We start from the raw sequence: 22,737 nt of genomic DNA on the forward strand, positions 1-22,737 counted from the left end.
CCCTTGGTACTGGTCCTGGCGGACGGCTCCCGACGGTGCGGCGGCGGACCGGCCGGTGCCCCGCGGACCATCCTGGCATCCCCGTCGCTCACTGCTTCACCCGGTAGTGCTGCTTCTCGACCAGCACCCCGTCCTTGAAGCAGAACCGGACGACGGCGTCCTCGCCGAAGGCCGTCCCCCCGTTGTCGTCGAAGAGGTAGCGGACGCAGACCGACCCCTCCGGCGGGGTGGGGCCGGTGCCCTCCAGGTTCCGCAGGAAGAAGTCACTGCCCCGCGGCAGCTGCTCGCGCACCTCCGCCTCCGGCATGCCGAGCTCCGCGCTGTCGTAGACCGACCGCCTCACCGTGGAATCCTCCGCGCCCCGGACGAAGCCGACCACGCCCCAGATCAGCAGTCCGAGCACGGCCGCCAGCACCGTCACCCCGCCGACCGCGCAGCCGATCGCCGGGCTGCGCCGCTTCGGCGGCCCGGCCGCCGCCCCGGGCAGCCCGCCCGGCCAGGCATCCGCCTCCGGGTACGCGGCCGCGATCTCCGGACCGGCCGCCGACCCGGTGTCGACGCCCTGGGCGCCGGCGCCGTCCGCCCCCCGGTAGGGCAGCACGGCGGCCAGCCGGAACCCGGCCCCCGGGGTCGGACCGGCGTGCACCATCCCGCCGACCAGCCGCGCCCGCTCGCGCAACCCGGTCAGCCCCTGGCCCCCGCTCACCACCGCCGGGGCGGCGCCACCGGCGCGCACCCCCACCGGTTCGGGCGCCGCCGGATTCACCACCTCCACCACCAGCGCGTCCGGCTCGTAGCGCAGCGCCACCGTGATCGGCGCCCCGGGAGCGTGCTTGTGCGCGTTGGTCAGCGCCTCCTGCACCACCCGGTACGCCGCGTGCCCGGCGGACGCGGCCAGCGGACGGCGCTCGCCGTCCCGGACCAGCGAGACCGGCGTGCCGGCCGCGCGGGAGGAGGCGACCAGCCCCTCGATCCCGTCCACTCCCCCGCCGCCGCCCCCGGGCCCGGGCCCGGCCACCGGTGCCGCCCCCGGCCCCTGACCCGGCGGGAGCGCCGTCGACTCGTCGTGCAGCACGCCGACCACCTCGCGCAGCTCCCGCATCGCCGCGACCGCGGCCAGCCGCAGCACCCCGACCGCCTCGCGCTGCCGGTCGGTGAGCGTCCGGTCGACCTCCAGCGCCCCCGTGTGCACCGAGATCAGGGCCAGCTGGTGGCCCAGGCTGTCGTGCATGTCCTGGGCGATCCGGTGCCGCTCACGCAGCCGCGCCTGGTGCGCGATCATCGCGTGCTCGCGCACCAGCTGCTCGTTGCGCTCGCGCAGCGCGTCGGTCAGCGCCCGGCGCTGCGCCCGGTACCGGCCCCAGAGCGCGGGCAGCACCGCGAGCAGCAGATAGCCGCCCAAGGAGAATCCGACGATGAGCTTGGCGGGGATCTGCCCGGCGTCCTTCACCAGCCCGAACAGGGTCATCAGCACCCAGCCCGCGGCGAACGAGCCGGCCAGCACCCCGACCCTGCGGATCCGGGCGCCGGCCGACCAGCCGACGCAGACCAGCAGCGGCAGCGTGCCGCCACCGAAGCCGCTGGCCACGGCGGTGAGCACCAGGGCGGTCGCGGGCAGGCCCCGGCGCAGCAGGAACAGGGCCGCGGAGACCAGCGCCGTCGGCACCGCCAGCCCGGTGCGGCTGAGCACCTCGATCGGCGCGGCGAGCCCGGCGATCAGCAGCGCGCCCACCAGCTCGCGCATCACCAGCCGGAACCGCCAGGGCCCGGGAAGTGCCGTTCGAACCGCCTTCGACCAGGCCCTCGTCATGACGTCCACCCGTCGAGGCTAACGAATCGCTCCTGGTCACCGCCGTCACCGTTCGTCGCGGCCGGCACCGACGAAAGTCGCTCCCGCCACCGGAACGGTCCGCCCCGGCCCCGCACACCCCTGCCTGGACGGTGCCCACCCCGCCCCGCCCCGACCCGCACCGGAACGGCCCGGCCCGGCCCCGCACACCGACGCACCCGCGCACCCGCGCCGGGAGTCAGCGGTACCCGGTGAGCATCAGCGCCACGTCGTCGACCCGGTGCGTGGAGCCGACCTCCCGCAGCACCCGGTCGGCCAGGCCGTCCAACCCGGCGGTCGCGATCAGCCGGCCGACCTCCGGGCCCGCCAGCGCCGCCCGCAGCCGGTCCACCCCCGCGTCGATCTCCACCGCCGGGTCCTCGACCAGGCCGTCGGTGTACAGGGCGAGCACCGAGCCCGGCTCCAGCCGCAGGTCGCTGACCGGGTACACGGCGTGCTGGTCGACACCGAGCAGCGGCCCGCCGGGCACCTCCAGCGCCTCGGCCCGCCCGTCCGGGTGGCGCAGCACCGGCGGCAGGTGGCCGGCCCGGGCGAGCAGGGCGGTGCCCTCTCCCGGGGTGAGGCGGACCAGGCAGCAGCTGGCGAGCAGTCCGGGATCGAGGTCGAGCAGCAGCTGATTGGTCCGGGCGAGCACCTCGTCCGGCGGAATGCCGCCGGTGGCGAAGGCCCGCACGGCGCTGCGCAGCTGGCCCATGGTGGCGGCGGCACCGACGCTGTGGCCCTCGACGTCGCCGATGACCAGGCAGAGGTCCCGCCCGGTGACGATGGCGTCGTACCAGTCGCCGCCGATCTCCATGCCCTGGGTGCCGGGCAGGTAGCGGGCCGCGATCCGGATCCCGTCCAGGCGCGGCAGCCGGTGCGGGAGCAGCGCCTGCTGGAGGCCCCGGGCGAGGGTGAACTCGGCGTCGTACAGCCGGGCGCGCTCCAGGGCCTGGGCGATGAAGCCGGCCAGCGCGGTGAGCAGGCCGCGCTCCTCCAGGGTGAAGGGACGGGGCCGGTCGAAGCCGAGGATGCAGCTGCCGACCGGGTGTCCGGAGGCGATCAGCGGCAGGAACGCCCAGGCGCCCATGTCGTCCAGCGCCAGTCCGGGGTAGGCGGCGGCGAGCTGCCCGACGTTCTCGAAGAAGATCGGGGTGCCGGTGCTGAGCGTTTCGGCCCCGGGCACCCGGGCGCCGACCGGGGTGCCCTCGAAGCGGTCGAGGAAGCCGTCGGGGTAGCCGCTCTGCGAGACCAGGTGCAGGTGCTTCTCGCGGATCGTGTAGATGGCGAGCTCCTGTCCGCCGAGGGCGGGGAGGATCTCGTCGGCCACCGCCCGGCAGACCTCGCGGACGGTGACCGCCTCGCTCAGCGCGCTGGCCAGCTGGAGCAGGTGGTACATGACGCCGAGGCCGGTCCAGGTGCCGGGCGCGGCGGGTTCGGCGGCCGGGGCGGCGGCGTCGGGCGGCGGGTCGGCGGCGACCACCCGGCCGGTGACGCCGTGCGCGTCGGGATACAGCGAGAAGGCCAGCCAGTGGTCCGGCGGCCGGCGGGCGAGGAAGGCGGTGGGCTGCTGGGAGAGCAGGGCGGCCCGGTAGCGGTTCTCGTACACCGGGTCGGACAGCCAGGACAGCACCTGCCACGGGTGGTGTCCGACCAGGTCCTCGCGCCGGGCCTGGAGCAGCAGCTCGACGCTGTGGTTGGCGTAGGTGATCCGGCCGTCCGGGTCGAGCGAGAAGACGCCCTCGCGCAGCCGCTCCACGGCGGCGGCCGCGGCGGTGCCGGTGCGGGTGTCGAGCACGGCGCCGACCAGGCGCCCGCGCGGCCCGGGACCGTCGCGGGGCACCCGGGCCCAGAGTTCGACGGGATAGGGGTGGCCGTCCCGGTCCAGCACCCGCAGCCGCGCGGCGAGCACCCGCCCCCGGTCGAGGGCTCCGCGCACCGCGGCCCGGAATTCCGGCAGGTCGCCGGGGGCGATCCGGGCGGCCAGGCTCTCGGCGCGGCCGTCGAAGTCGCCCGGGGCGAGCCCGAAGATCTCGCAGAACTGGTCGTCGGCGGCGACCTCGCCGAGCACCACGTCCCAGTCGAAGAGGCCGACCCGGGTGGTCGGCGCGGAGGGCGGGGTGAGTTCGACGACCGTGGTCTCGCCGTTCGGCTCGACCGGGTGGCCGGCCTCCTCCAGCCCGGCCAGTCCCGCGGCCAGCCGGGCGGCGACCGCGCGCACGTGCCGGCGCGCGCCCTCGGGCACGCCGTCGTCCGAGGCGGCCCAGAGCACGCCGAGCACCCCGAAGACCTCCTCGCCCGCCCGGACCGGGACGCTGGCGGAGGCGAAGTCGTAGGGCAGGCCGACGGCGAGCTGCGGGAAGCGCCGCATGGTGTCCTCGGTGTCGGCGAGCAGGACCGTGCGGCCGGTGCGGTAGCTGACCGCGGTCGGCAGCGGGCCGGCGGCGGCGATCCGCCGGAACGGGCCGAGCACGGACAGCGGCACGCCCGCGACCGCGCACAGCACCAGCGAGCGGCGGTCGCGGGACCGCAGGTAGACGGTCGCGCCGTGCGCGTCGGTACCGCCGAGCACCGTCCGGACGGCGGCGGTCAGCAGGGCCTCCCGCTCCCGCGCGGGGTCCCGGCGCTCCGGGCCCAGCGGGTCCTGGGCAGCGCCGACCACTGGACGGTGCGGGTCGGGGCGCACCGCCCGGGCATCCCCGTCGCGAGGAGGCGGACCGGGCGGGTCCGCCGGAACACCCTGGCGCATCCTCTCTTGCTACGCCGGGCCCCAGGGGCTGTCAAGACGAACCCCACCGGCCCCGGCGCACGCACCGGCCCCGGGGTTCCCGTCGGCATCGGCGTGCCGACCGGCCCCGGGGTGCCCGTCGGCCCCGATGGCACCACCATCGTGCCCATGGCACCCCGTACCCCGGACCCCGGCCCGACCACCGTGGTCAATCTGAAGGGCCACCTTGACGACCCGGACTTCGCCGACGTGCGCTACGTCGGCCGGGCGATGCACCGCGGCGGCTGGCACCTCGCCGAATCCCCGCTGCACTGCCCGTTCCGCCCGGGCCCCGGGCTGACCCGCGAGGAGATGCTGCGGAAGTACCGGGCGTACCTGCTGTCGCGCCCCGACCTGCTCGCCCTCGTCCCCGAGCTGCGCGGGCACCGCCTCGCCTGCTGGTGCGCCCCGCTGCCCTGCCACGCGGACGTCCTGGCCGACTTCGCCGACCACGGCCTCCCCGGCCGGGCCGGGGCCGCCCGCGGGGACGGCCCGGGCCCGTGACTTGGGTATTCTCCGTGGACAGTGCAGCGCGACGGCTGCCCCGGGGGAAGACGAGTGGCGACGTATGGGGAGCACACCGGCCGACCGATCGGCGGGCGAGGCGTCCTGGCGGTGGGACGGCGAGGACGAGGGCGGGACGACCGCGCCGGCCGACGTGGTGAGCGGCGGTGACGACGGCGGCGGGCCCCGGCCGAGCCGGCGGCGGCTGCTGATCGGCGCCGGGGTGCTGGCGGCGGGCGCCGCCGTCTGGGGGGTGTCCCGGCGGGCGGGCGGTTCCGCGACCGAGACACCGAAGCCGCAGCCGCTGCCCAGCAAGCTGGTCGGTTCCGAACCGCTCTGGGTGTACCGGGGGTCCGAGCCGATGACCCCGGCGCGCCTGCGCGGCCGGCTGTTCACCCCCGCGTACGTCAGCCGGACCGGCCTGCGCCTGCTCGACCCGGCGACCGGCGCCGTGACCGGGACGGTGGAGGCGCCGGCCCCCCAGGGACAGCCCGACGACGCGCCGCTGGTCGTCGGCGGCGGCCGGCTGTTCACCACCTCGCCCGGCCATGTGGACGCCCGCGCGCTGACCGGCCCGGCGGCCGGCTGGAGCCAGCCGCTGCCGCCCGAGCTGGGCGAGCGGATCGACCTCTACGGCTGCGACGGGGAGCTGGTGTACGGCAGGGTCGGCTCCCGGACCGACCTCCGCGGTTCCCTGTTCGGCCTGGACGCCACGGGTCGCGGCCTGCGCTGGTCCCGCCCGGCCGCCGAGCGCGGCGAGAGCGCTCTCGCCGTGCTGGACACCGGCGCCGGTCGGCTCCTCACCTGGGACGCCGACCCGGCCGCCGGGATCTCGCTGCTGGACGGCACCACCGGGCAGCGGATCTGGTCCGCGGCCGGGTCCGGTCCCTCCTGGACCGCTCTGGACCAGCGGCACCTCTTCCTCCCGGGCTCCGACGGCGGGGTGCGGGCCCTGCACCTGGCGGACGGCAGCCGGAGCTGGTCGGTGAGCCCGGCCCCGGGCGAGCAGTGGCGCGCGCTGCCGCCGCTCAGCGACGACTACCGGGTGTACGTGCCGCGCGACAACGGGCTGATCACCGCGCACGAGGCGGGGAGCGGCGAGCAGGCCTGGCAGTGCCAGCTGCCGTTCCGGCTGGACCGCCGCTGCCGGCCGCTGCTGCTCAGCTCCGGTCTGCTCGTACCGGGCCCGGCCGCCTCCGGCGTCCTCGTCGTCGAGGCCGAGAACGGCCGGCAGTCCACGATCTTCGCCGACACCGGTCCGGGCGTCGACGTCTGGTCGGTCGCCAGCGACGGCACCCGGCTCTACGCGGGCCACGACACCACCCTGTACTGCCTGGGCGAGCTGCCCGTCCCCTGAACGACCGTGCCCTTCGACGACGAACGCCGACCCCGCGGGCCCTCCGGCTCCCCGACCGCAGGATGACGCCGTGCCGATTCGACCGATCTCGCCCGACCGCCTCGTCGAACTGCTCGCCGACCGGATCGCCGCCCTGCCGGGGGCCGGCGACCGCCGCCTCCGGGTGGCCGTGGACGGCGCCCCGGCCGCCCGGCCCGGGGAACTCGCGGACGCGCTGGTCGAACCGCTGCGGCTGCGCGGCCTGCCGACGCTGCGGGTGCCGGCGGCCGGCTTCCTCCGCCCGGCCTCGGTCCGGCTGGAGTACGGCAAGCAGGACGCGGACGCCTACCACGACCTGTGGCTCGACGACGGGGCACTGCTGCGCGAGGTCCTGGACCCGCTGGAGCCGGGCGGCAGCGGCCGGGTGCTCCCGTCGCTGCGGGACCCGGTGACCGACCGCGCCACCCGCGCCCCCTACACCGAGCTGCCGCCCGGCGGCGTCCTGCTGCTGGACGGCGCGCTGCTGCTCGGCCGCTGGCTCCCGCTGGAGCTGACGGTGCACCTGGCCCTCTCCCCCGCCGCCCTGGAACGCCGGACCGCGCCGGAGGAACGCTGGACCCTGCCCGCCTTCGCGCGCTACGCGACGGAGACGGTCCCGACCGAGGCCGCCGACCTGACCGTCCGCGTCGACGACCCCCGCCACCCCGCCCTGGTCGAGCTGCCCTGAGGCCGGTCCCCTGTCCGCTGCCCCTCGTCCCCCGACTCCCGTCCCCCGCCTCCTGTCCCCGGGTCGCCGGTGGCCGGGTCGCCGGTGGCCGGGGCCTCAGCGGCGGATGCCCCGACCGCGCGGGGCCGGGCCCCGGCCCGGCGGGGCAGGGCCGCGCTGGCAGTACGGGCACCAGTACGCCGGGCGGTCCTGCGGCGGGGCGCCGTGCTGGGCCGTCAGGACCTGAGTACCGCAGCGGGCACAGGGGCGGCCCGCCCGGCCGTAGACCCAGTGCCCCCGGCCGTGCCGGGTGTCCCCCGTGGTGATGTGGCCCGGGCGCAGCCGGTTGGCGTCCAGCAGCAGGTGGGCGCGGGCCGCCAGCCGGTCGAGGTCCGGGAGCTCGCCGACCGGTGTCCACGGGGTGACCCCGGCCAGGTAGCAGAGCTCGTTGGCGTACACATTGCCGATACCGGCGAGGTTCCGTTGGTCGAGCAGGGCCTCGCCGAGCGGCCGGCCGGGATCCGCGCCGAGTCGGCGGACCGCCTCGGCCCGGTCCCAGTCCGGCCCGAGCAGGTCGGGTCCGAGGTGGCCGACCACCCGCTGTTCGTCGGCGGTGCGCAGCAGTTCGACGACGGGCAGCCGGTAGCCGACGGCAGTGCCGAGGGCGGTGCCGAGGACGACGCGGATCTGGGCGGCCGGACCGCCGGTCCAGCGCTCGCCGGGCGCGAACACCGTCCAGCGGCCGTCCATCCGCAGGTGGGTGTGGAGGGTGAGGCCGCTTCCGGGGCGGGTGACGCCGTCGGGAACCGCGACGTCCGCCGTGCGGATGAGCAGGTGCTTGCCGCGGGGGACGACCTCCAGCACCCGGCGCCCGACGAGCACCGCGGTGGCGTGGGCGGGCACCCGCAGTTCGGCGGCGGTCAGCACCTGGCCGGCGAGGACGGCGCGCAGCCGGGCCGCCACGCGGAAGACGGAGTCACCTTCGGGCACGGGTCCATCCTCCCCGGTGGGACGGCCGGGCGCGCCACCGCCCTCCGGTCACCCGGCGTCGCCGCCCGTGCCGCCGGCCACGCCGTGACGGACCACGACCACCGGGCAGGTGGCGTGCTCGGTGACGTGCCGGCTGACCGAGCCGAGCAGGGCACCGGCGAATCCGCCCCGGCCGCGGCTGCCGACCACCAGCAGCGCGGCGGCGCCGGAGGCCTCCAGCAGGGCCTGGGCGGCGTTGCCCGGCAGGACCGATTCGACGACGGGCACCTCGGGCCGCGCTCCGGCGATCCCGGTCACGGTCTCGGAGAGGATCCGGCCGGCGAGTTCCTCGGGGTTGAACTCGGGCGAGGGCACGCTCGCCCCGCCGAAGCCGTAGAACGCCGGGTACTCCCAGGCGGCCACGGCGTGGACGGTGCCGCCGGCCATCCGGGCGTAGTCGACCGCCCAGCGCAGGGCCTGCTCCGAGGCGGGCGAACCGTCCACGCCGACGACGATCCTGGGGTTGGCGCTGTTGGCCATGCCGCTGCTCCTTGCTCGACGGATTCGACCTGCTGATATGCCGTCAAACTTAGATCAACCGGAACATTCGGCCGCTCATGGCCGCGCCGGGGCCCGCGAGACCCGTGTCGTGCCCCCGAACTGGTACTGGCGGGTGCGCGGCGTCGTCGCCACGCACCCGCCAGCGTCTCGGGTACGGCCCGCACATACGGACCGATGGGCCATCAGGCCCGGTATGCAGCCCAGGAGTTGGCCATCCGGGCAACCTGTCCCGGAGTGAACTGGGTCATGCAGGAGTCGTAGGTGTAGTCCATGAAGTTGTGGATCGGGTCGACACCGGTCGCCGTGCAGGTGTCCCGGCCGGCCGGGCACTGGTAGGCCGCGCTCTGCTCGGCCGGGGTGTCGGCCACGTAGTCGCCCTGGCCGGAGCAGCCGCCCTGGAAGGTGTGGTAGAGCCCGAGCCAGTGGCCGACCTCGTGGGTGGCGGTGTCGCCCTCGTTGTAGTTGGTGGCGGAGCCGCCGGGGAACGAGGAGTCGAGGATGACCACACCGTCGTCGGTCGGGTTGGAGCGGTAGGAGCTGGGGAACGTCGCCCAGCCGAGCAGCGACTGGCCGAGCTTGGCGGTGTAGAGGTTGAGGGCGTTGGCCGCGCCCTTGCGCAGCTTGGTCTTCATCGCCTTCTCGGCGCTGGAGCCCGGGCTGACGCCGTTGTACCAGCTGGAGTTGTCGGTGTAGTCGGTGGCCACCAGCTGGAACCGGAACTGGCTCGCGGTGTTGCCCGTGCCCTGACCGCTGTAGGCGGCGTTGAGGACGTCGATCTGCTTGGTGACGGTGGCCGCCGACAGCTTGCCGGTGGTGCCCGAGTGGACGACGTGCACGTACACCGGAATGGTCGTGGTGGCGGCCAGTTCGCCGGGCGCGAGCAGGGTGTTGCCCTGCGCGGAGTGCGCGAGCTGGGCCAGCCGGCCCTGGAGGTCGCTGTCCATCGCCTTGGCCTGGGCCTCGGTGACGGCGTTGGGCTCCTGGCCGGCGGGGTGTCCGGCGGGCTTGCGGGCCGCGGCGTCCTGGGCCGCTTCGCCGGTGCTGCACTCGGTGGAGGTCGGGGCCTTGGCGGCCGCGCTGGCGGTGCTGAACGCGGCGGGGGCCGCGAACTGGGTGAGCCCGAGGGCGGCGGCGACGGCGGCCGCGCCGAGGAATCTGCCGGTGGCACGCGAGGGAACACGGGCGGAACGACGCATCTGCGCTCCTGAGGGGGGTGGTGGGGGACGGCGGTTGAGGGGGGCCGCCGAGCCACAGGCTACGCAGAGCCGCGTGTACGCGTCAGACATGTTCCGGCCTGGAACTTCTGACGGCAAATCGGACATAAACCGGAAGTTTGAGCGGTCGAACGGCACCGCACATGGAGCATTTCCCGTCGCGCGCATGCGCACAGTACCGGCCCCGGTCTGTCCGAAACGTGACACCCCGTCTGCCCCGCGGCGCGGCGCGCCACCGGCGGAACGGGACGAACGGGATGAACCGGGCGCCCCTGACCGCCTCCGGCGAGACTACGACGCCGCGAAGACGATCTCCCGCAGGGCACGCGCACCGGCCCGGTCGAGTACCACGGCCGACGCACAGCCGGCCGGCGGCCGGCCCGTCCCGGCGAGGCGCCGGCGCAGCCGGTGCGCGGCGTCCCGGTGCCGGGCGAACGCGTACGCGGAGACGGCCTGGCCCCGCGCGCGCTGACCGTCGCGGGCCTCCTCGGCACTGGCGTCCAGCAGGACCAGGTGCACCCGGCGCCCCTGCCGCTCGGCGGTCCGCGCCAGCCACTGCCGCACGTACGGCACCGCCCCGCAGTCGTGCACGGTGAGCGGCCCGCCGGCCAGCACCGCGCGCCGCAGCCGCCGGTAGTGCGCCAGACGGACCAGCGGGCGGTACAGGGCGTACGGCAGCCAGGACGGCAGCCGGGACGCGTACTCCTCGCGGACCAACTGCGAGTCCACGATCGGCGTGCGCACGCAGCGGCGCATGAGCGTGCTCTTGCCGCTGCCCGGCAGTCCGGAGACCACCAGCAGGTCGCCCGCCGGATAGTGCAGGGCGCTCGGCGCGGCCCCCGGCCGCCGACCGGACCGCAGGTCCTGGAGGCCGCGCGGGCGCAGCACACCGGCCGACGGCTCCGCCGCGAGCTCCCGGCAGCCCGGGCGCGGCACCGTGCGGGCCGCCCGGTCGCGGGCCGGCAGGTCACGCGTCGCCCGGTCGCGCGTCGCCGCCCGGTCACGGGCCGCGGCCCGGTCGCGAGCCGCCGCCCGGTCACGGGCCGCCCCGAAGACCTGTACGTCCGACATCGGCACTCCCCCTGCTTCCCCACCGGTCCGGGTGGTCCCGGCCCCTCCTCCCGAGGAGTTTTCCCCCTTCAAGAGAGAGTAAAGACTAATGGTCAGACCGGGTCCGGGCCGAGCCCTTATCGCTCCAGGATCGTCACAGAAGCGCTCCGGGAGCGTCACAGCGGCGAGCACGGGGCCGGCGGCGCGAGCGCGAGCGGGGCCGGGGGCGCGAGCGGGGACGGGTGCGGAACGGGAACGCGCGCGGGAACGGGCGGGCCGCCCGGCCGGGGCCGCCCGGGTCCCGGCCGGAGCCGCCTCAGCCGAGCTGCGGGGCGATCCGGGAGGCGATCAGCTCCAGGTGGTCGAGGTCGTCCAGGTCCAGGATCTGCAGGTAGATCCGCTCGCTGCCGACGGCGGCGTAGCGGCCGATCCGCTCCACCACCTCGTCCGGGGTGCCGGCGAGGCCGTTGGCCTTCAGCTCGTCGATGTCGCGGCCGAGCACGGCGGCCCGGCGGGCCACCTCGGCGTCGTCCCGCCCGACGCAGGCGACCAGGGCGTTGGAGTACACCAGGTCGTCGGCCCGGCGGCCGGCCCGCTCGACGGCCGTCCGGACCCGGCCGAACTGCGCCTGCGACTCCGCCACGGACACGAACGGCAGATTGAACTCGTCCGCGAACCGGGCGGCCAGCGCCGGGGTGCGGGTCGGCCCCTTGCCGCCGACCAGGACCGGGATCCTCGCCTGCGCCGGCTTGGGCAGCGCGGGCGATTCGCTCAGCTCGTAGTAGGTGCCGGCGAAGTCGAAGGTCTCGCCCACGGCGGTGCTCCAGAGACCGGTGATGATCTCCAGCTGCTCCTCCAGCCGGCCGAACTTCTCCTTCGGGAACGGGATCCCGTAGGCGCTGTGCTCCTCCTCGTACCAGCCCGCGCCGAGGCCGAACTCGACCCGGCCGCCGCTCATCGCGTCGACCTGGGCGACCTGGATCGCCAGCACACCGGGCAGCCGGAAGGTGGCGGCGGTCATCAGGGTGCCGAGGCGGATCGTGCTGGTCTCGCGGGCCAGGCCGGCCAGGGTGATCCAGGCGTCGGTCGGACCGGGCAGGCCGCTGACGCCCCCCATCCTCAGGTAGTGGTCGGAGCGGAAGAAGGCGCTGAAGACCCCCAGCTCCTCGGCGGTCCTGGCCACCCGGAGCAGGGTGTCGTAGCTCGCGCCCTGCTGGGGTTCGGTGAAGATTCGAAGATCCATACCGGCCATTCTGGTGCAGACCGCCCCGCCCCCACGCCGGAACCGGGGAAGCGGCGGCGTCGGCCCGGTGCCCGGCGGGCCGGGCGGCGGTCGGCCGGGAGGAGCGCCCGGGGTGGCCAAGGTCTCCTCCCCGGGCCTCCTGCCCCGGCGCCGCGCTCGCCTACCGTGGACGGATGTCCGCCACGCCCGACGAGCCGCCCCGGCGCCTCCCCGCCGACTCCGCCGCCCCGTACTCCCGGCCGGAGGACTGTCCGCTGCCCGGAATCGTCGCCGCCTTCGGCCCCCGGCTGGCCGAGCTGGCCTTCGAGCCCTGCCTCGTCGCGGCGGTCGACCAGCACGCCGCCGAGCTGCGCGAGCTGCTGTACGCGCAGGGGCCGACGCTGCAGCCGCGGCGGCTGAACCGTGCGGAACTGTCCGACTACGCGCGCGGCTTCCTGGACCGGCTCGCGGAGATCGGCTGGCGCGAGCCGGTCGGGTACGACTTCGCGGTGCACCGGCTGACCGCGATCTGCTGGCTGGTCCGGCAGAACGGCCTGCTCCCGGCCTGACCGGCCGGCTCCGGTCCCGCCCCGCGGGACCGCCGGCGCCCGTCGGCCGGGGAGGAATATGGAGAACGGCTAGGAACACCCCGGCGCCCCGTGCGTACAGTGGCGGTCCACACGGCACGACGGCCGTCCGCGGCACGGCCCGGACGGCGGGCGGGAACGGGACAGCGTGAGCGGGATCAGGACGGGCGGCAAGGGCGGCATCGGTACCCCCGGCGACGGCTCCGGCAACAGCACCGGCGCCGGCGGGCACCGGGCGCTGGTCTGGCGTGCGCTGCCCGAGCGGCCCGGCGCCGCGGTGCTGGTCCTGCACGGCGGCCAGGAGCACGGCCTCTCCCGTCCGGGCCCGGTCAACCTGGCCGGCCTGCGGATGGCCGGGTTCGTGCACGCGCTGCGCCGGGAGACCGAGGGCGCCGGGGTCGCCGTCGGCACCGTCCGCTACCGCCACCGGGGCTGGAACGGCGAGCGGGCCGACGCCGCCAAGGACGCGATCGCCGCCCTCGACGACCTCGCCGAGGAACTGGGCCCCGTCCCCACCGTCCTGGTCGGTCACTCCATGGGCGGCCGCGCCGCGCTCCGGACCGCCGGACACCCCGTCGTCACCGGCGTCGTCGCCCTCGCCCCGTGGTGCCCCGCCGACGACCCCTGCGAGCAGCTCGCCGACCGCGACGTCCTGATGCTGCACGGCGACCTCGACCGGATCACCTCCCCCGCCGCCACCCGCGCCTTCGCCGCCCGGAGCCGCGCCGCCGGGGCCCGGGTCTGCGGCTACACCGTCCTCGGCACCGGCCACACCCTGATGCGGCGGATCAACGACTGGCACCGCGCCACCGCCCGCCTGTCCGCCGGCCTCCTCGGCCTGCGCGACCTCCCGCCCGAGGCCGCGGCCGCGCTGACCCTCCCGTCCCGTTCCACCGACGCCCTCGACCTCCCCCTCCCCGCCCAACCCCGCACCGCCGCTCCGGCCGGCCACCCGGCCAGACCCCTCCCCACGGACGCCTGACCACCCCCGCCCACCCCGGACTCCCCCACCGCAGAACCTACTTGGTCGTCCGAGCCACACGGTGCGAGGACGCCGGTATGGTGAGGGACCGTCGGGGGGCGGATCTCCAAGGGGGCGGACGCGCATGGCCGAAACGGTGACGATCGATCTCGGGGACGGCACGACCGTCCGGGCCGAGGTGATCGGTGAGGTGAACTTCCAGCAGCCGGAAACGCCTTCGGACGTCTGGGCGGACTCCGGCGACGCCGGTTGGGGCGGGGGCCGACGGGCCGCCGGGCAGCTCGGTTCGGCCGTGGCACTGACGCTGGACCAGGTGCGCAGCACCGTCCAGGGCGTCGGCCGCTGGGCGGCGGAGAGCATCGCGCAGGGGGACGCCGGCTCCCCCGACACCTTCGAGGTCGAGTTCGGCCTCAAACTGGCGGTCAAGTCTGGCCAGTTGCTCGGTGTCATCGCCGAGGCCGGCAGCGAGGCCGGACTCACCGTCCGCCTCTCCTGGGACCTCGCCGAGCGCCGTCGGCAGCAGGCGGCCGCGGCGGCCGCAGTGACTCCGGCCCCAGTGACCCCGGCCGCAGTGACCCCGGCCGCACAGAACGCCTCCGACAGCCCGAGCGCCCCGGCCCCCAGAGCGGCCGACGCCGAGTGACCGTACCCGCACGGCCCGGCCTCGCCACGACCGAGGCGCTGCGCCGCAGCACCGTCGTGATCACCGTCGCGGGCGACTTCGGCGGCAGCGGCTTCCTGGTGGCACCGGGTCTCGCCGTCACCTCCGCGCACGTGGTGGCCCGGGCGGTGCGCGCGGCGGCACCGGTGGGCGTCCGCCACTCGTCCGGCGAGCGCGCCGTCCCCGCCGACCGGATCCGGCTGGCCCCCGAGGCCGACGGGGGCGACGACAGGGGCGACAACAGGGGCCACGGCAAGGGTCACCACCCCTTCCCCGACCTCGCCCTGCTCGGCGTCCCCGACTGGACCGACCACCCGGTGGCCCGGCTCGCGGCCGCCGAGGCCGAACCGGACACCGTCCTGACCGCGCTCGGGTACTCCACCCACACCCCGAGCCCCGGCGTCCGGCCGGACACCCTGCGACTGCGGGTCGTCGGCCTCGCGGACCGGTACCTCGGGGTGCGCGGCGACGGCATCCGCGAGGGCCACAGCGGCAGCATGCTGGTCGACGGTGACGGCCTGGTGCGAGGTGTGCTCAAGGGCAGCCGCGCCTTCCAGCTGGACGCGGGCGGCTGGTACACCCCGGTGGGCGCGCTGACCGCGCTGCTGGGTACAGCGGGCGTCGTCCTGCCCGGCCCGCCGCCGGCGCCGCCCGCGCCGCCCGGGAACGGCGAGCTGGTCGACGCCCTGATGGCCTTCGAGCTGCTGCGCCGCGCCGACGGCCGCTACGACCTGCTCGACACCATGGGCGTGCACCTCGGCCTGACACACTCCTTCGAGGCCGAGGAACGCCCCGACCGCCGCACCCATCTGCACCAGATCGTGCGCGCCTGCCGCAGCTTCCGCGACGGCCGGGCGGCCCTGCGGGCCCTGCGGACCGCGATGGCCGAACTCGCCCCGGACGACGGCGCGCTCGACGCACTCGACGCCGTGGTCGGGCGCGCCCTCGGCGAGCGGGAGGACGGCTAGCCGGATGCACGCGACACCCTTCGTGCCCCCGGCCGGCGACCGGGGGCCATGGCCGGAGGGGGCGGAGGACGTTCTCGTGGAGATCCTCCTCGGCTTCCGGACGATGCTCCAACTCACCTTCCGCCAGGACGTCCTGGCAACCATGGGCGCGTCGGCGAAGGCCCGCGGCATCCAGGGCGACATCCGCGAGGACTACACCCCGCGACCGCACGTCCGCGAGATACTCCGGGCGATCCGCGCCTTCCGGGATCCGTGGGCCGCGCTGGACGCCCTCGCCGAGGCGCTGGAGGAGCTGGCGCGGAACGACGGCGCACGGGACTGGCTGGAGCTCACCCGGCGGCTCCTGAACCGCGGCGACGAGCTTCCCAGCGGTGAACTGCTGACGGTGATCGGCGAGTTGCACGCGATCACGGCACCGGCCAGGCCGGCCCACCACCTGCCGGAGGACATCCCGGGGCTACGGGAGCGCGACACGGCGTCGATGACCCTGCCGGCGATCCTGGACCTCCTCGTCAACCGGATCGACGACGACCCGCTCGGGCCGCTGGTCGCTTTCCTCCGCTCGCTCGGCGACAACCCCGAGGTCACCCGACAGCACCCGCTCCCGGCCCTGCGCCGGTTCCTCGCCGCCCACGCCGACCGGGCGCCCGCCGCCGCGGCGGCGGTCCCCGGCGAACGGCTGATCGTCCAGGTCCGGCTGGACGAGGAGGGCCCCGTCCACACCGGCGACACCCGGTACCGACTGCACGTCTCCTACTACCGCCAGCCCCTGACGGGCGGACCTTTCCGGCGGGTCGGCAGCCACCAGGACGACCAGGCGTTCACCAGGAGCGAGCTGCTCAGGGCGGGTGGCGCACGGCTGGTCGCGTGGAAGGAGCTGAATCTGGCGCTCCGCACCCCCGACCCGGTCCGGATCGAGTTCCTGCTGCCGCGCTCCATCCTCGGCTACACCGCCGAGCTCTGGTCCACCGGCGTGACCCGCAGGCCCCTGGGCGAGTTCCACCCGGTGGTGGTCCGGCAACTCGAACGGTACTGCGAGCCCCACCTCGGCCTCGCGCTCTGGCGGCAGCGCTGGGCCAACCTCCAGACCCACGGCGCCGACTCCAACGAGGTCCTCAAACGGATCGAATGGCCTTCGCTCGACCGGACGAGCGCCAGAGGGCTGCTCAGCTGGCTGGCCGGCAGAAGGAGCCTGGCCTGTCTGGGCCTGACGGTCCCGTACGAGCAGCTCGACCCCGAGGTCCAGTACGCGGTGGACAACGCGATGTACTACGGCGGGATCCCCGTCCTGATCTGGCGCCGGGTCTCCGGCGACCCGGACCCGCTGGTCGCGGCCCTCAGCGAGCACAAGAGCACCCGGCTGGCCGAACTGCCCGATGTCGTCCACCAGTACCGGCAGGAGGTCGGCGGCCCGGACCCGGACCCGGAACACACCGTCACGCTGCTCTGGGACGACCCGGACTGCGTGGACCCCGATCAGGACTACTCCTTCCCCGGGATCGTCGGATGACCGCGAACCCCACGGCGACAAGCGACGAGTCAGGAGCATTCATGGCCGAGGACTGGTGGATCTACCGGGGCACCGGCGTCCCCCACGACGGGATCGCCGGGCTCCCGCCGGCACCCCCCTGGCGCGCCTTCGGCGCCCCCGACGCCGATCCCTCGCTCCTGCCGGGACCGCCCCCGGAGGACTCCGCGGCGGCTTCCACCGCCCGTCGGCTCGGCCGGATCCGGCAGGCGGCCGCGTACCAGGCGGACGAGCAGGAGGTCCGGCTGGTCAACCTCGCCCTGCACCTGCGCCGCCCGCTCCTGATCACCGGCAAACCGGGTGTCGGCAAGTCGACCCTCGCCTATGCCGTCGCCCACGAACTGCGCCTGGGCCCGGTGCTGCGCTGGTCGATCAGCAGCCGAACCAGCCTGCGCGACGGGCTGTACAGCTACGACGCGATCGGGCGGCTGCACGAGGCCGGGCTGTCGCGGGAGCGCGACCGGCGCGACGACCCCGGGTACGAGCTGCAGCACGACCCGCGGATCGGGCGGCAGGAGGCGGCCGAACCGGACGAGCGCCGGTCACCCGCCATCGGCAGGTTCCTGCGGCTGGGCCCGCTCGGGACGGCCCTGCTGCCGTGGCGGACACCGCGGGTGCTGCTGATCGACGAGATCGACAAGAGCGACATCGACCTGCCCAACGACCTGCTGAACGTCTTCGAGGAGGGCGAGTTCGAGATCCCCGAGCTGCTGCGACTCGGCCCGGGCCCGCAGGAGGTCGGGACGGCCGACCACGGCCGGACGGCGGTGGTGCGCGGCGGTGTGGTGCGCTGCGCGCAGTTCCCGCTGGTCGTGCTCACCAGCAACGGCGAGCGGGACTTCCCGAGCGCGCTGCTCCGGCGCTGCGTCCGGCTGGAGATCCGGGCGCCGGACGAGCAACGGCTGGCCGCGATGGTCGCCGCCCACCTGGGCGAGGAGGCAGCGGCAGCAGCGGAGACCACGGATCTGATCGCCGAGTTCCTCCGCCGGCAGCGACAGGACGGGGCGGAGCTGGCCAACGACCAGCTCCTGAACGCCCTGCTGATGGCCGGACGCGTGCTCAGGGCCGACCAGCAGGGTCGGGAAGCCGTGCGGGACGTCCTGCTCCGTCCGCTCAACGAGAGCTGAGCGGAGATGGCTTCGGCGTCGCCGGGCGGGCCGGCCGAGGGGCTGACGGAGGCGCTCGCCGGGCTGCTCCGGCCGGAGGACGGCGGCCCGCTGCCGCAGGACCTCGCGGACGTCCTGTGGATCGCGGGACTTGCCGGACTTCTGGACCCGCCGACGACGCCCTCCGTGCCGCGACCCTCCACGGCACCACGGCCCGCCGGTGCCCGGCCGACGTCGACCGGCGTGCCGTGGCAGTCCTCGCCGCCCCGGCACGCCGTACCGACCCCGACCGACCGAACACCCGCAGTCGCCGTACCACCTCCGCCGCCGTACCCGCCGAGCGCCGACCGACCAGGACCGGACACCGCCGTCCCACCGCCCCTGCGACCGCACGCCGCGCTGCACCACCGCTCCGGGACCCCCGAGACCGACGAGCCCGCCGGCACCGACCGGTCCGGCGGCCATGTCGTCCAGGTCACCCAGCCCGCCGCCCTGGACGGCGGCCTCGCGCTGGCCCGGGCCCTGCGCCCGCTGCGCCGCGCGGTCGACGCCCCCGGCCGGGCCACCCTCGACGAGGAGGCGACGGCCGAGGCCACCGCCGAGACCGGCATCCTGCTCCCGGTCTGGCGGCCCGCACAGCAACCGCGCTTCTCGGTCGACCTGCTGGTGGACACCGGCGCCACGATGGCCGTCTGGCACCGGTTGGCCGGCGAGCTGAGCACCCTGCTGGAGCGGCACGGCGCCTTCGCCGACGTGCGGTGCTGGGCGCTCGACACCGACCGGCCGGTCCCCACCCTGACACCGTTCCACCGCCGCCGCCCGGGGGCGCCCGCCGCCGCCAGGACCGACTGGTCCCGGCCGCTCAACGACCCCACCGACCGGCGGATCCTGCTCGTCCTCACCGACGGCGTCGGCCCGGCCTGGTACGGGAAGGAACTGCCGAAGTTCCTCGCCGGTGTCGCCGCCGCCCGGCCCGCGGCGGCGCTCCAGGTGCTGCCCCGGCGGCTCTGGCACCGGACGGCGCTGCGCACCGCCCTCGTCGCCGCACGCGCCTCCGTGGCGAGCCGGCCCGTCCCGGCCTTCCGCTCGGACGCCGCCCTGCCCGGCATACCGCCCGGCAGCCCCGGCGCCGAACTCAGGGCGGCCGTCCGCTGGCTGCCGGTGATGGAGGTCGACGCCGACTGGATCACCCCGTGGGCCGACCTGACCGCCGGCCGCACCTCCGGGTGGACGCCGATGCTCGCCGCGCCGATCGCCGGCGTGCCGCGCCCGCAGCGCCCGACCGGCCCCGCCAACGACCCGGCCACGCCCGCCGAACGCGTCGCCCGGTTCCGGGCGGGCAGCTCGCCGAACGCCTACCGGCTGGCCTGCCACCTGGCGGCGGCGCCGCTGAGCCTGCCGGTGATGCGGCTGGTCCAACGGGCCACCGTGCCGGAGTCCGGGCAGACCGATCTGGCCGAGCTGTTCCTCTCGGGGCTGATCGCACCCCTGGACGGAACGGCCACCGACCCGGACGAGCAGGTCTACGACTTCCGGGACGGCGTGCGGGAGGAACTGCTCGCCGAGCTGACCCGCACCGAGGCCGTCGACGTACTGAAGCACGTGCTCACCAAGGTGTCCGGCCGGGTCGCGGCGACCTTCGGCGGCACCCGCGACTTCCGCGCCGTCGCCCGCCTGGTCGGCGCGGTCGACGACGGCGGGCAGGACGACGGCGAGGTGCGGCTGTCGGCACGGAGCCTGCCGTTCGCCGAGGTGGCGGTGACGGTCCTCGCAAGCGCGGGCGGCCAGCACGCCGCACTGGCCGCGCGACTGGCGGAGGCGGTGACACTGACAGCCCACAGCCGGCCGGCCGAGTCGGGGCCGGTGCCGCCACCGCTGCGGACCGAGAAGCTGAACCCGGTCCGCCCGCCACTGAGCCCGCCGGAACCGCCGAGGATGATCGGACGGAGGCGCGAACTCGCCGCCCTGGCAGCCGCCTTCGACCCCGACCGGCCGGCGTCCGGAACGCTCGAGCGGCCTGCCGTGGTGGTGGTCGTCGGCGACGCCGGCATGGGACGCCGCCGACTGGTCCAGGAGTACGTCCGGGCATACGGCGGGCGCCACAGCTTCACCCACTGGATCGACGCGACCTCGCGCGGCTCGCTGGAGCGCGGGCTCGTCCAGCTCCGGACCGCCCTCGCCGGCCTCGACGAGCCGGTCACCCCCGTTCAGCTGCGGGAACTGCTGGCGCGGCACCGGGACTGGCTCGTCGTCCTCGACAACTACCACGACGAATGGACCGGCGGCTCCGAGCACCCGCTCAATATGTTCCCTCCCCTCGGGCGGGGCTGCGTGCTCGTCACCACCGACAGCGCCGATGCCTGGCCGGACCCGGACGCCCCTGTCGTCGAACTCGGACGCCTCGACACCGACGAGGTGCTGGAGGAGCTGGTCGCACGGCTGGGCCCCACGTACGACCCCGACGACTCCGCTCAGGCCACGGCCCTGCGCGGGTTGGCGCAGCGTCTGCCGCACCTGCCGAACGTTCTCGCCGAGACGGACCTCGACTCGGAACTGGCGCGCGCCCTGACCGCCGCGACCGATCCGCCGCCGCCGACCCGGACGAGCAGCAACCGGGTCGTCGTCCACGCCACGGTCCAGGGCCTGCCCGTGACGTTGCGCCTGCCGATTCCGGGCACCACGACAAGCTCCGGGGTCCCCCCCGTGCCGTCCCCCGCGTTCACCGGCCGCGCCGAGGCCCTCGCCGAGCTGCTGTCGTTCCTGACACCCGTCGAACCCGGAGTGCCCCCGACCCGCACCGCTGTCGTCACCGGTGCCCCCGGCACGGGGAAGTCCGAGCTCGTCCGCCAAGCCGCCGGCACCGCCCTGGAGAACGGCTGGTACCCCGGTGGAGCGCTCTACTTCGACCTGCGCGAGCATCCGAACGGCTCCGCGCTGTCTCCGGGTGTCCTGCTGCGCGCCCTGTGCGTTCCGGGTGAGATCGTACCGCCGGACCCGCACGACCGGTTCGCCCTCCTCCGGACCGTTCTCACACAACTGGGCACGGAGGCCGGACCACTCCTGCTGGTGCTCGACAATTCGCCTCCGCACGTCGACCCCGCGCCGTACCTCCCGCCCGACGCTCCGGTCACCGTCCTCGTCACTTCCCGCCATTCGCAGCCGATCGACGCCGTCCGGCTCGAACTGCGGGCGATGCCCCCGGAGGATTCCGTCCAGCTCCTGCAGAACGGGGTACAGGCATCCCTGCTCGGTGACGGGCGCGTCTCCGGCCCGCGCGGTCCGTGGCTGGCCCTGGCCGAGCTGTGCGACGGCCTGCCGCTGGCGCTGACGATCTGCGTCGACCGGCTGGCCGATCGGCCGGCCCTGCCGGTGGCCGCCCTGGTCCAGGAGCTGAGTGACCCCGGCCTCCGGCTCGACGGGCTCGGTCACGGCGAGCGGAGCCTGCGGGTCGCCTTCACCGAGTCGTACCTGAATCTGTCGAGCAGCGAGGGCCGGTTGTTCCGCCTGCTCTCCGTGTACCCGTACCCCGAGTTGTCCACCGACGTCGCCGCAGGCGTGGCGAATCTCGACCTCTCGGCGGCGGAGCAGCTGATGGCGGCGCTGGCCCGGGCCCACCTGGCGGAACCCGGCCCCACCCAGGACCACTGGCGGTTCCCCCCGCTGCTCCGGCTCTACTCCCTCAGCCGGGGCGAGGCCAACGCCGACGCCGACGACCGGGCGGGCGCGTTCGACCGGCTGCTGGTCCGCTACCGGGTGGAGGCGGAGGCCGCGGCGTCCGGGGACCGCCGGGACACCGTCCGCTTCCGCCGTCCCGAGCAGGCCCGGGCCTGGCTGGAGGCCGAGCGGCCGATCCTGGTCGCGCTGGCCGCGTACGCGGCGGAGCACGGCGACCTCGACGCAGCCTTCGCGTTCACCCGTCCCCTGCTGCGGATCCTCATCGGCGACCGGCGGTTCGGCGACCTGACCGCCATCGCCGAGAGCATGCGGGCGATCGACCACCGCCCGGGCGGCAGCACGATTGCCGACTGGTTCCTGCGCGCCCTCGTCCAGGCCCTGGACGAGGCCCGGATCCGGCCCTCGGACCTGCCCGCCGAGGGTCGGGCAGAACTCGACCGGGTCTTCCGGATCTTCTCCAGGGAGGAGACCCGGACCAACCAGCTCTACCTGGCCGTTCAGCTCCCGGACGCCGACGAGGCGTCGGTCCTCCTCCTGGAGCGGATCCTCGGCGAGGTCCAGCGCGCCTCGACCATCGAGAGCGCGCTCTCCCGGCCCTCGCCCGGGTTCGGGGCCGAGCTGCTGCTCACGTTCTTCGAACCGGGCGATCCCCTGGCCACGGCCGGGCGCGCCTTCCTCGACCTCTGGGACCGGATCAAGCGGCTCGCCCCCGACGACCGGCCGCGAACCCCGATCGCCGCGTCCGTCCTGCACGGCGACCACCCCGAACACCTGCCCGGAGCCGAACAGTTGAGGCTCAGGATCACCGGGGACCGCTACGACCGCCACCGGCCCGTCGCGGCCGTCGCCGTCTCCCGGCCGGTGTTCGACATGCTCACCGAGCAGTTCGGCACGGACATCACCATGCGATTCGACCTGATGCTGGTCGACGGTGCGGAGCCGCCGGCCGAGAAGGCCGCCTATCTGTACAACGGTGATCCCCAGCTCCTCGGTCTGATCCTCTCCCATCCGACGGCGGGCCGGACCATCGAGTCGTGAGCCCGCCCCCACCGGTGGTGGTGGGGGCGGGCCCG

17 protein-coding genes are annotated in these 22,737 nt (G+C 75.6%); 10 read left to right on the forward strand and 7 right to left on the reverse strand.

The window, feature by feature from the left end; translation table 11 throughout:
- Positions 1–88: 88 nt before the first annotated feature.
- Positions 89–1,810, reverse strand: a complete 1,722-nt coding sequence (locus ACIPYS_RS30210) for a sensor histidine kinase (RefSeq protein WP_400752240.1) — start codon at positions 1,808–1,810, stop codon at positions 89–91.
- 217 nt (positions 1,811–2,027) lie between these two features.
- Positions 2,028–4,514: a SpoIIE family protein phosphatase gene (locus ACIPYS_RS30215; protein ID WP_400752006.1), complete on the reverse strand. Its 2,487-nt coding sequence runs from the start codon at positions 4,512–4,514 to the stop codon at positions 2,028–2,030.
- A gap of 210 nt (positions 4,515–4,724) precedes the next feature.
- Between ACIPYS_RS30215 and ACIPYS_RS30220 the strand changes: the two genes are divergently transcribed.
- The 3 genes from ACIPYS_RS30220 to ACIPYS_RS30230 all read left to right on the forward strand — a co-directional run bounded on the left by ACIPYS_RS30220 (position 4,725) and on the right by ACIPYS_RS30230 (position 7,162).
- Positions 4,725–5,099, forward strand: a complete 375-nt coding sequence (locus ACIPYS_RS30220) for a DUF4326 domain-containing protein (RefSeq protein WP_400752009.1) — start codon at positions 4,725–4,727, stop codon at positions 5,097–5,099.
- A 64-nt stretch (positions 5,100–5,163) separates the two neighbouring features.
- Positions 5,164–6,456, forward strand: coding sequence for a PQQ-binding-like beta-propeller repeat protein (locus tag ACIPYS_RS30225; RefSeq protein WP_400752012.1), 1,293 nt, complete (start codon positions 5,164–5,166; stop codon positions 6,454–6,456).
- A gap of 70 nt (positions 6,457–6,526) precedes the next feature.
- Positions 6,527–7,162, forward strand: coding sequence for a uridine kinase (locus ACIPYS_RS30230; RefSeq protein WP_093859048.1), 636 nt, complete (start codon positions 6,527–6,529; stop codon positions 7,160–7,162).
- A gap of 96 nt (positions 7,163–7,258) precedes the next feature.
- Here ACIPYS_RS30230 and ACIPYS_RS30235 read toward each other — a convergent pair whose 3' ends face one another.
- The 5 genes from ACIPYS_RS30235 to ACIPYS_RS30255 form a co-directional block, all read right to left on the reverse strand.
- On the reverse strand, positions 7,259–8,131 hold the full coding sequence (locus tag ACIPYS_RS30235; RefSeq protein ID WP_400752015.1) for a DNA-formamidopyrimidine glycosylase family protein: 873 nt from the start codon (positions 8,129–8,131) through the stop codon (positions 7,259–7,261).
- Positions 8,132–8,179: 48 nt separating this feature from the next.
- The gene (locus tag ACIPYS_RS30240) at positions 8,180–8,650 is read right to left on the reverse strand and encodes a universal stress protein (RefSeq protein ID WP_093859050.1); all 471 of its coding nucleotides are present in this window, start codon (positions 8,648–8,650) and stop codon (positions 8,180–8,182) included.
- 203 nt (positions 8,651–8,853) lie between these two features.
- Entirely contained in the window at positions 8,854–9,867 is a 1,014-nt protein-coding gene (locus tag ACIPYS_RS30245) for a zinc metalloprotease (protein ID WP_093859051.1), read from the reverse strand.
- Between the two features lie 309 nt (positions 9,868–10,176).
- Positions 10,177–10,956, reverse strand: a complete 780-nt coding sequence (locus ACIPYS_RS30250) for an AAA family ATPase (protein WP_400752020.1) — start codon at positions 10,954–10,956, stop codon at positions 10,177–10,179.
- Positions 10,957–11,251: 295 nt separating this feature from the next.
- The gene (locus ACIPYS_RS30255) at positions 11,252–12,178 is read right to left on the reverse strand and encodes an LLM class F420-dependent oxidoreductase (RefSeq protein ID WP_400752023.1); all 927 of its coding nucleotides are present in this window, start codon (positions 12,176–12,178) and stop codon (positions 11,252–11,254) included.
- 173 nt (positions 12,179–12,351) lie between these two features.
- On the opposite strand from ACIPYS_RS30255, the gene ACIPYS_RS30260 reads away from it, so the two are divergent.
- The 7 genes from ACIPYS_RS30260 to ACIPYS_RS30290 all read left to right on the forward strand — a co-directional run bounded on the left by ACIPYS_RS30260 (position 12,352) and on the right by ACIPYS_RS30290 (position 22,702).
- On the forward strand, positions 12,352–12,726 hold the full coding sequence (locus tag ACIPYS_RS30260) for a DUF6401 family natural product biosynthesis protein (protein WP_400752026.1): 375 nt from the start codon (positions 12,352–12,354) through the stop codon (positions 12,724–12,726).
- A gap of 166 nt (positions 12,727–12,892) precedes the next feature.
- A complete protein-coding gene (locus tag ACIPYS_RS30265; protein ID WP_400752029.1) occupies positions 12,893–13,726 on the forward strand; it encodes an alpha/beta hydrolase in 834 nt (277 codons plus the stop codon).
- A gap of 124 nt (positions 13,727–13,850) precedes the next feature.
- A complete protein-coding gene (locus tag ACIPYS_RS30270) occupies positions 13,851–14,369 on the forward strand; it encodes a CU044_2847 family protein (RefSeq protein ID WP_400752032.1) in 519 nt (172 codons plus the stop codon).
- Positions 14,366–15,355, forward strand: a complete 990-nt coding sequence (locus ACIPYS_RS30275; RefSeq protein WP_400752035.1) for a trypsin-like peptidase domain-containing protein — start codon at positions 14,366–14,368, stop codon at positions 15,353–15,355. The genes ACIPYS_RS30270 and ACIPYS_RS30275 overlap by 4 nt, the downstream gene beginning before the upstream one ends.
- A 76-nt stretch (positions 15,356–15,431) precedes the next feature.
- Positions 15,432–16,865: a hypothetical protein gene (locus tag ACIPYS_RS30280; protein ID WP_400752038.1), complete on the forward strand. Its 1,434-nt coding sequence runs from the start codon at positions 15,432–15,434 to the stop codon at positions 16,863–16,865.
- Between the two features lie 41 nt (positions 16,866–16,906).
- Positions 16,907–18,010, forward strand: coding sequence for an AAA family ATPase (locus ACIPYS_RS30285; RefSeq protein ID WP_400752041.1), 1,104 nt, complete (start codon positions 16,907–16,909; stop codon positions 18,008–18,010).
- A 6-nt stretch (positions 18,011–18,016) separates the two neighbouring features.
- Entirely contained in the window at positions 18,017–22,702 is a 4,686-nt protein-coding gene (locus ACIPYS_RS30290; RefSeq protein WP_400752044.1) for an SAV_2336 N-terminal domain-related protein, read from the forward strand.
- Positions 22,703–22,737 lie beyond the last annotated feature (35 nt).

The organism is Kitasatospora sp. NPDC089913 (assembly GCF_044748625.1).
Lineage (GTDB): Bacteria > Actinomycetota > Actinomycetes > Streptomycetales > Streptomycetaceae > Kitasatospora.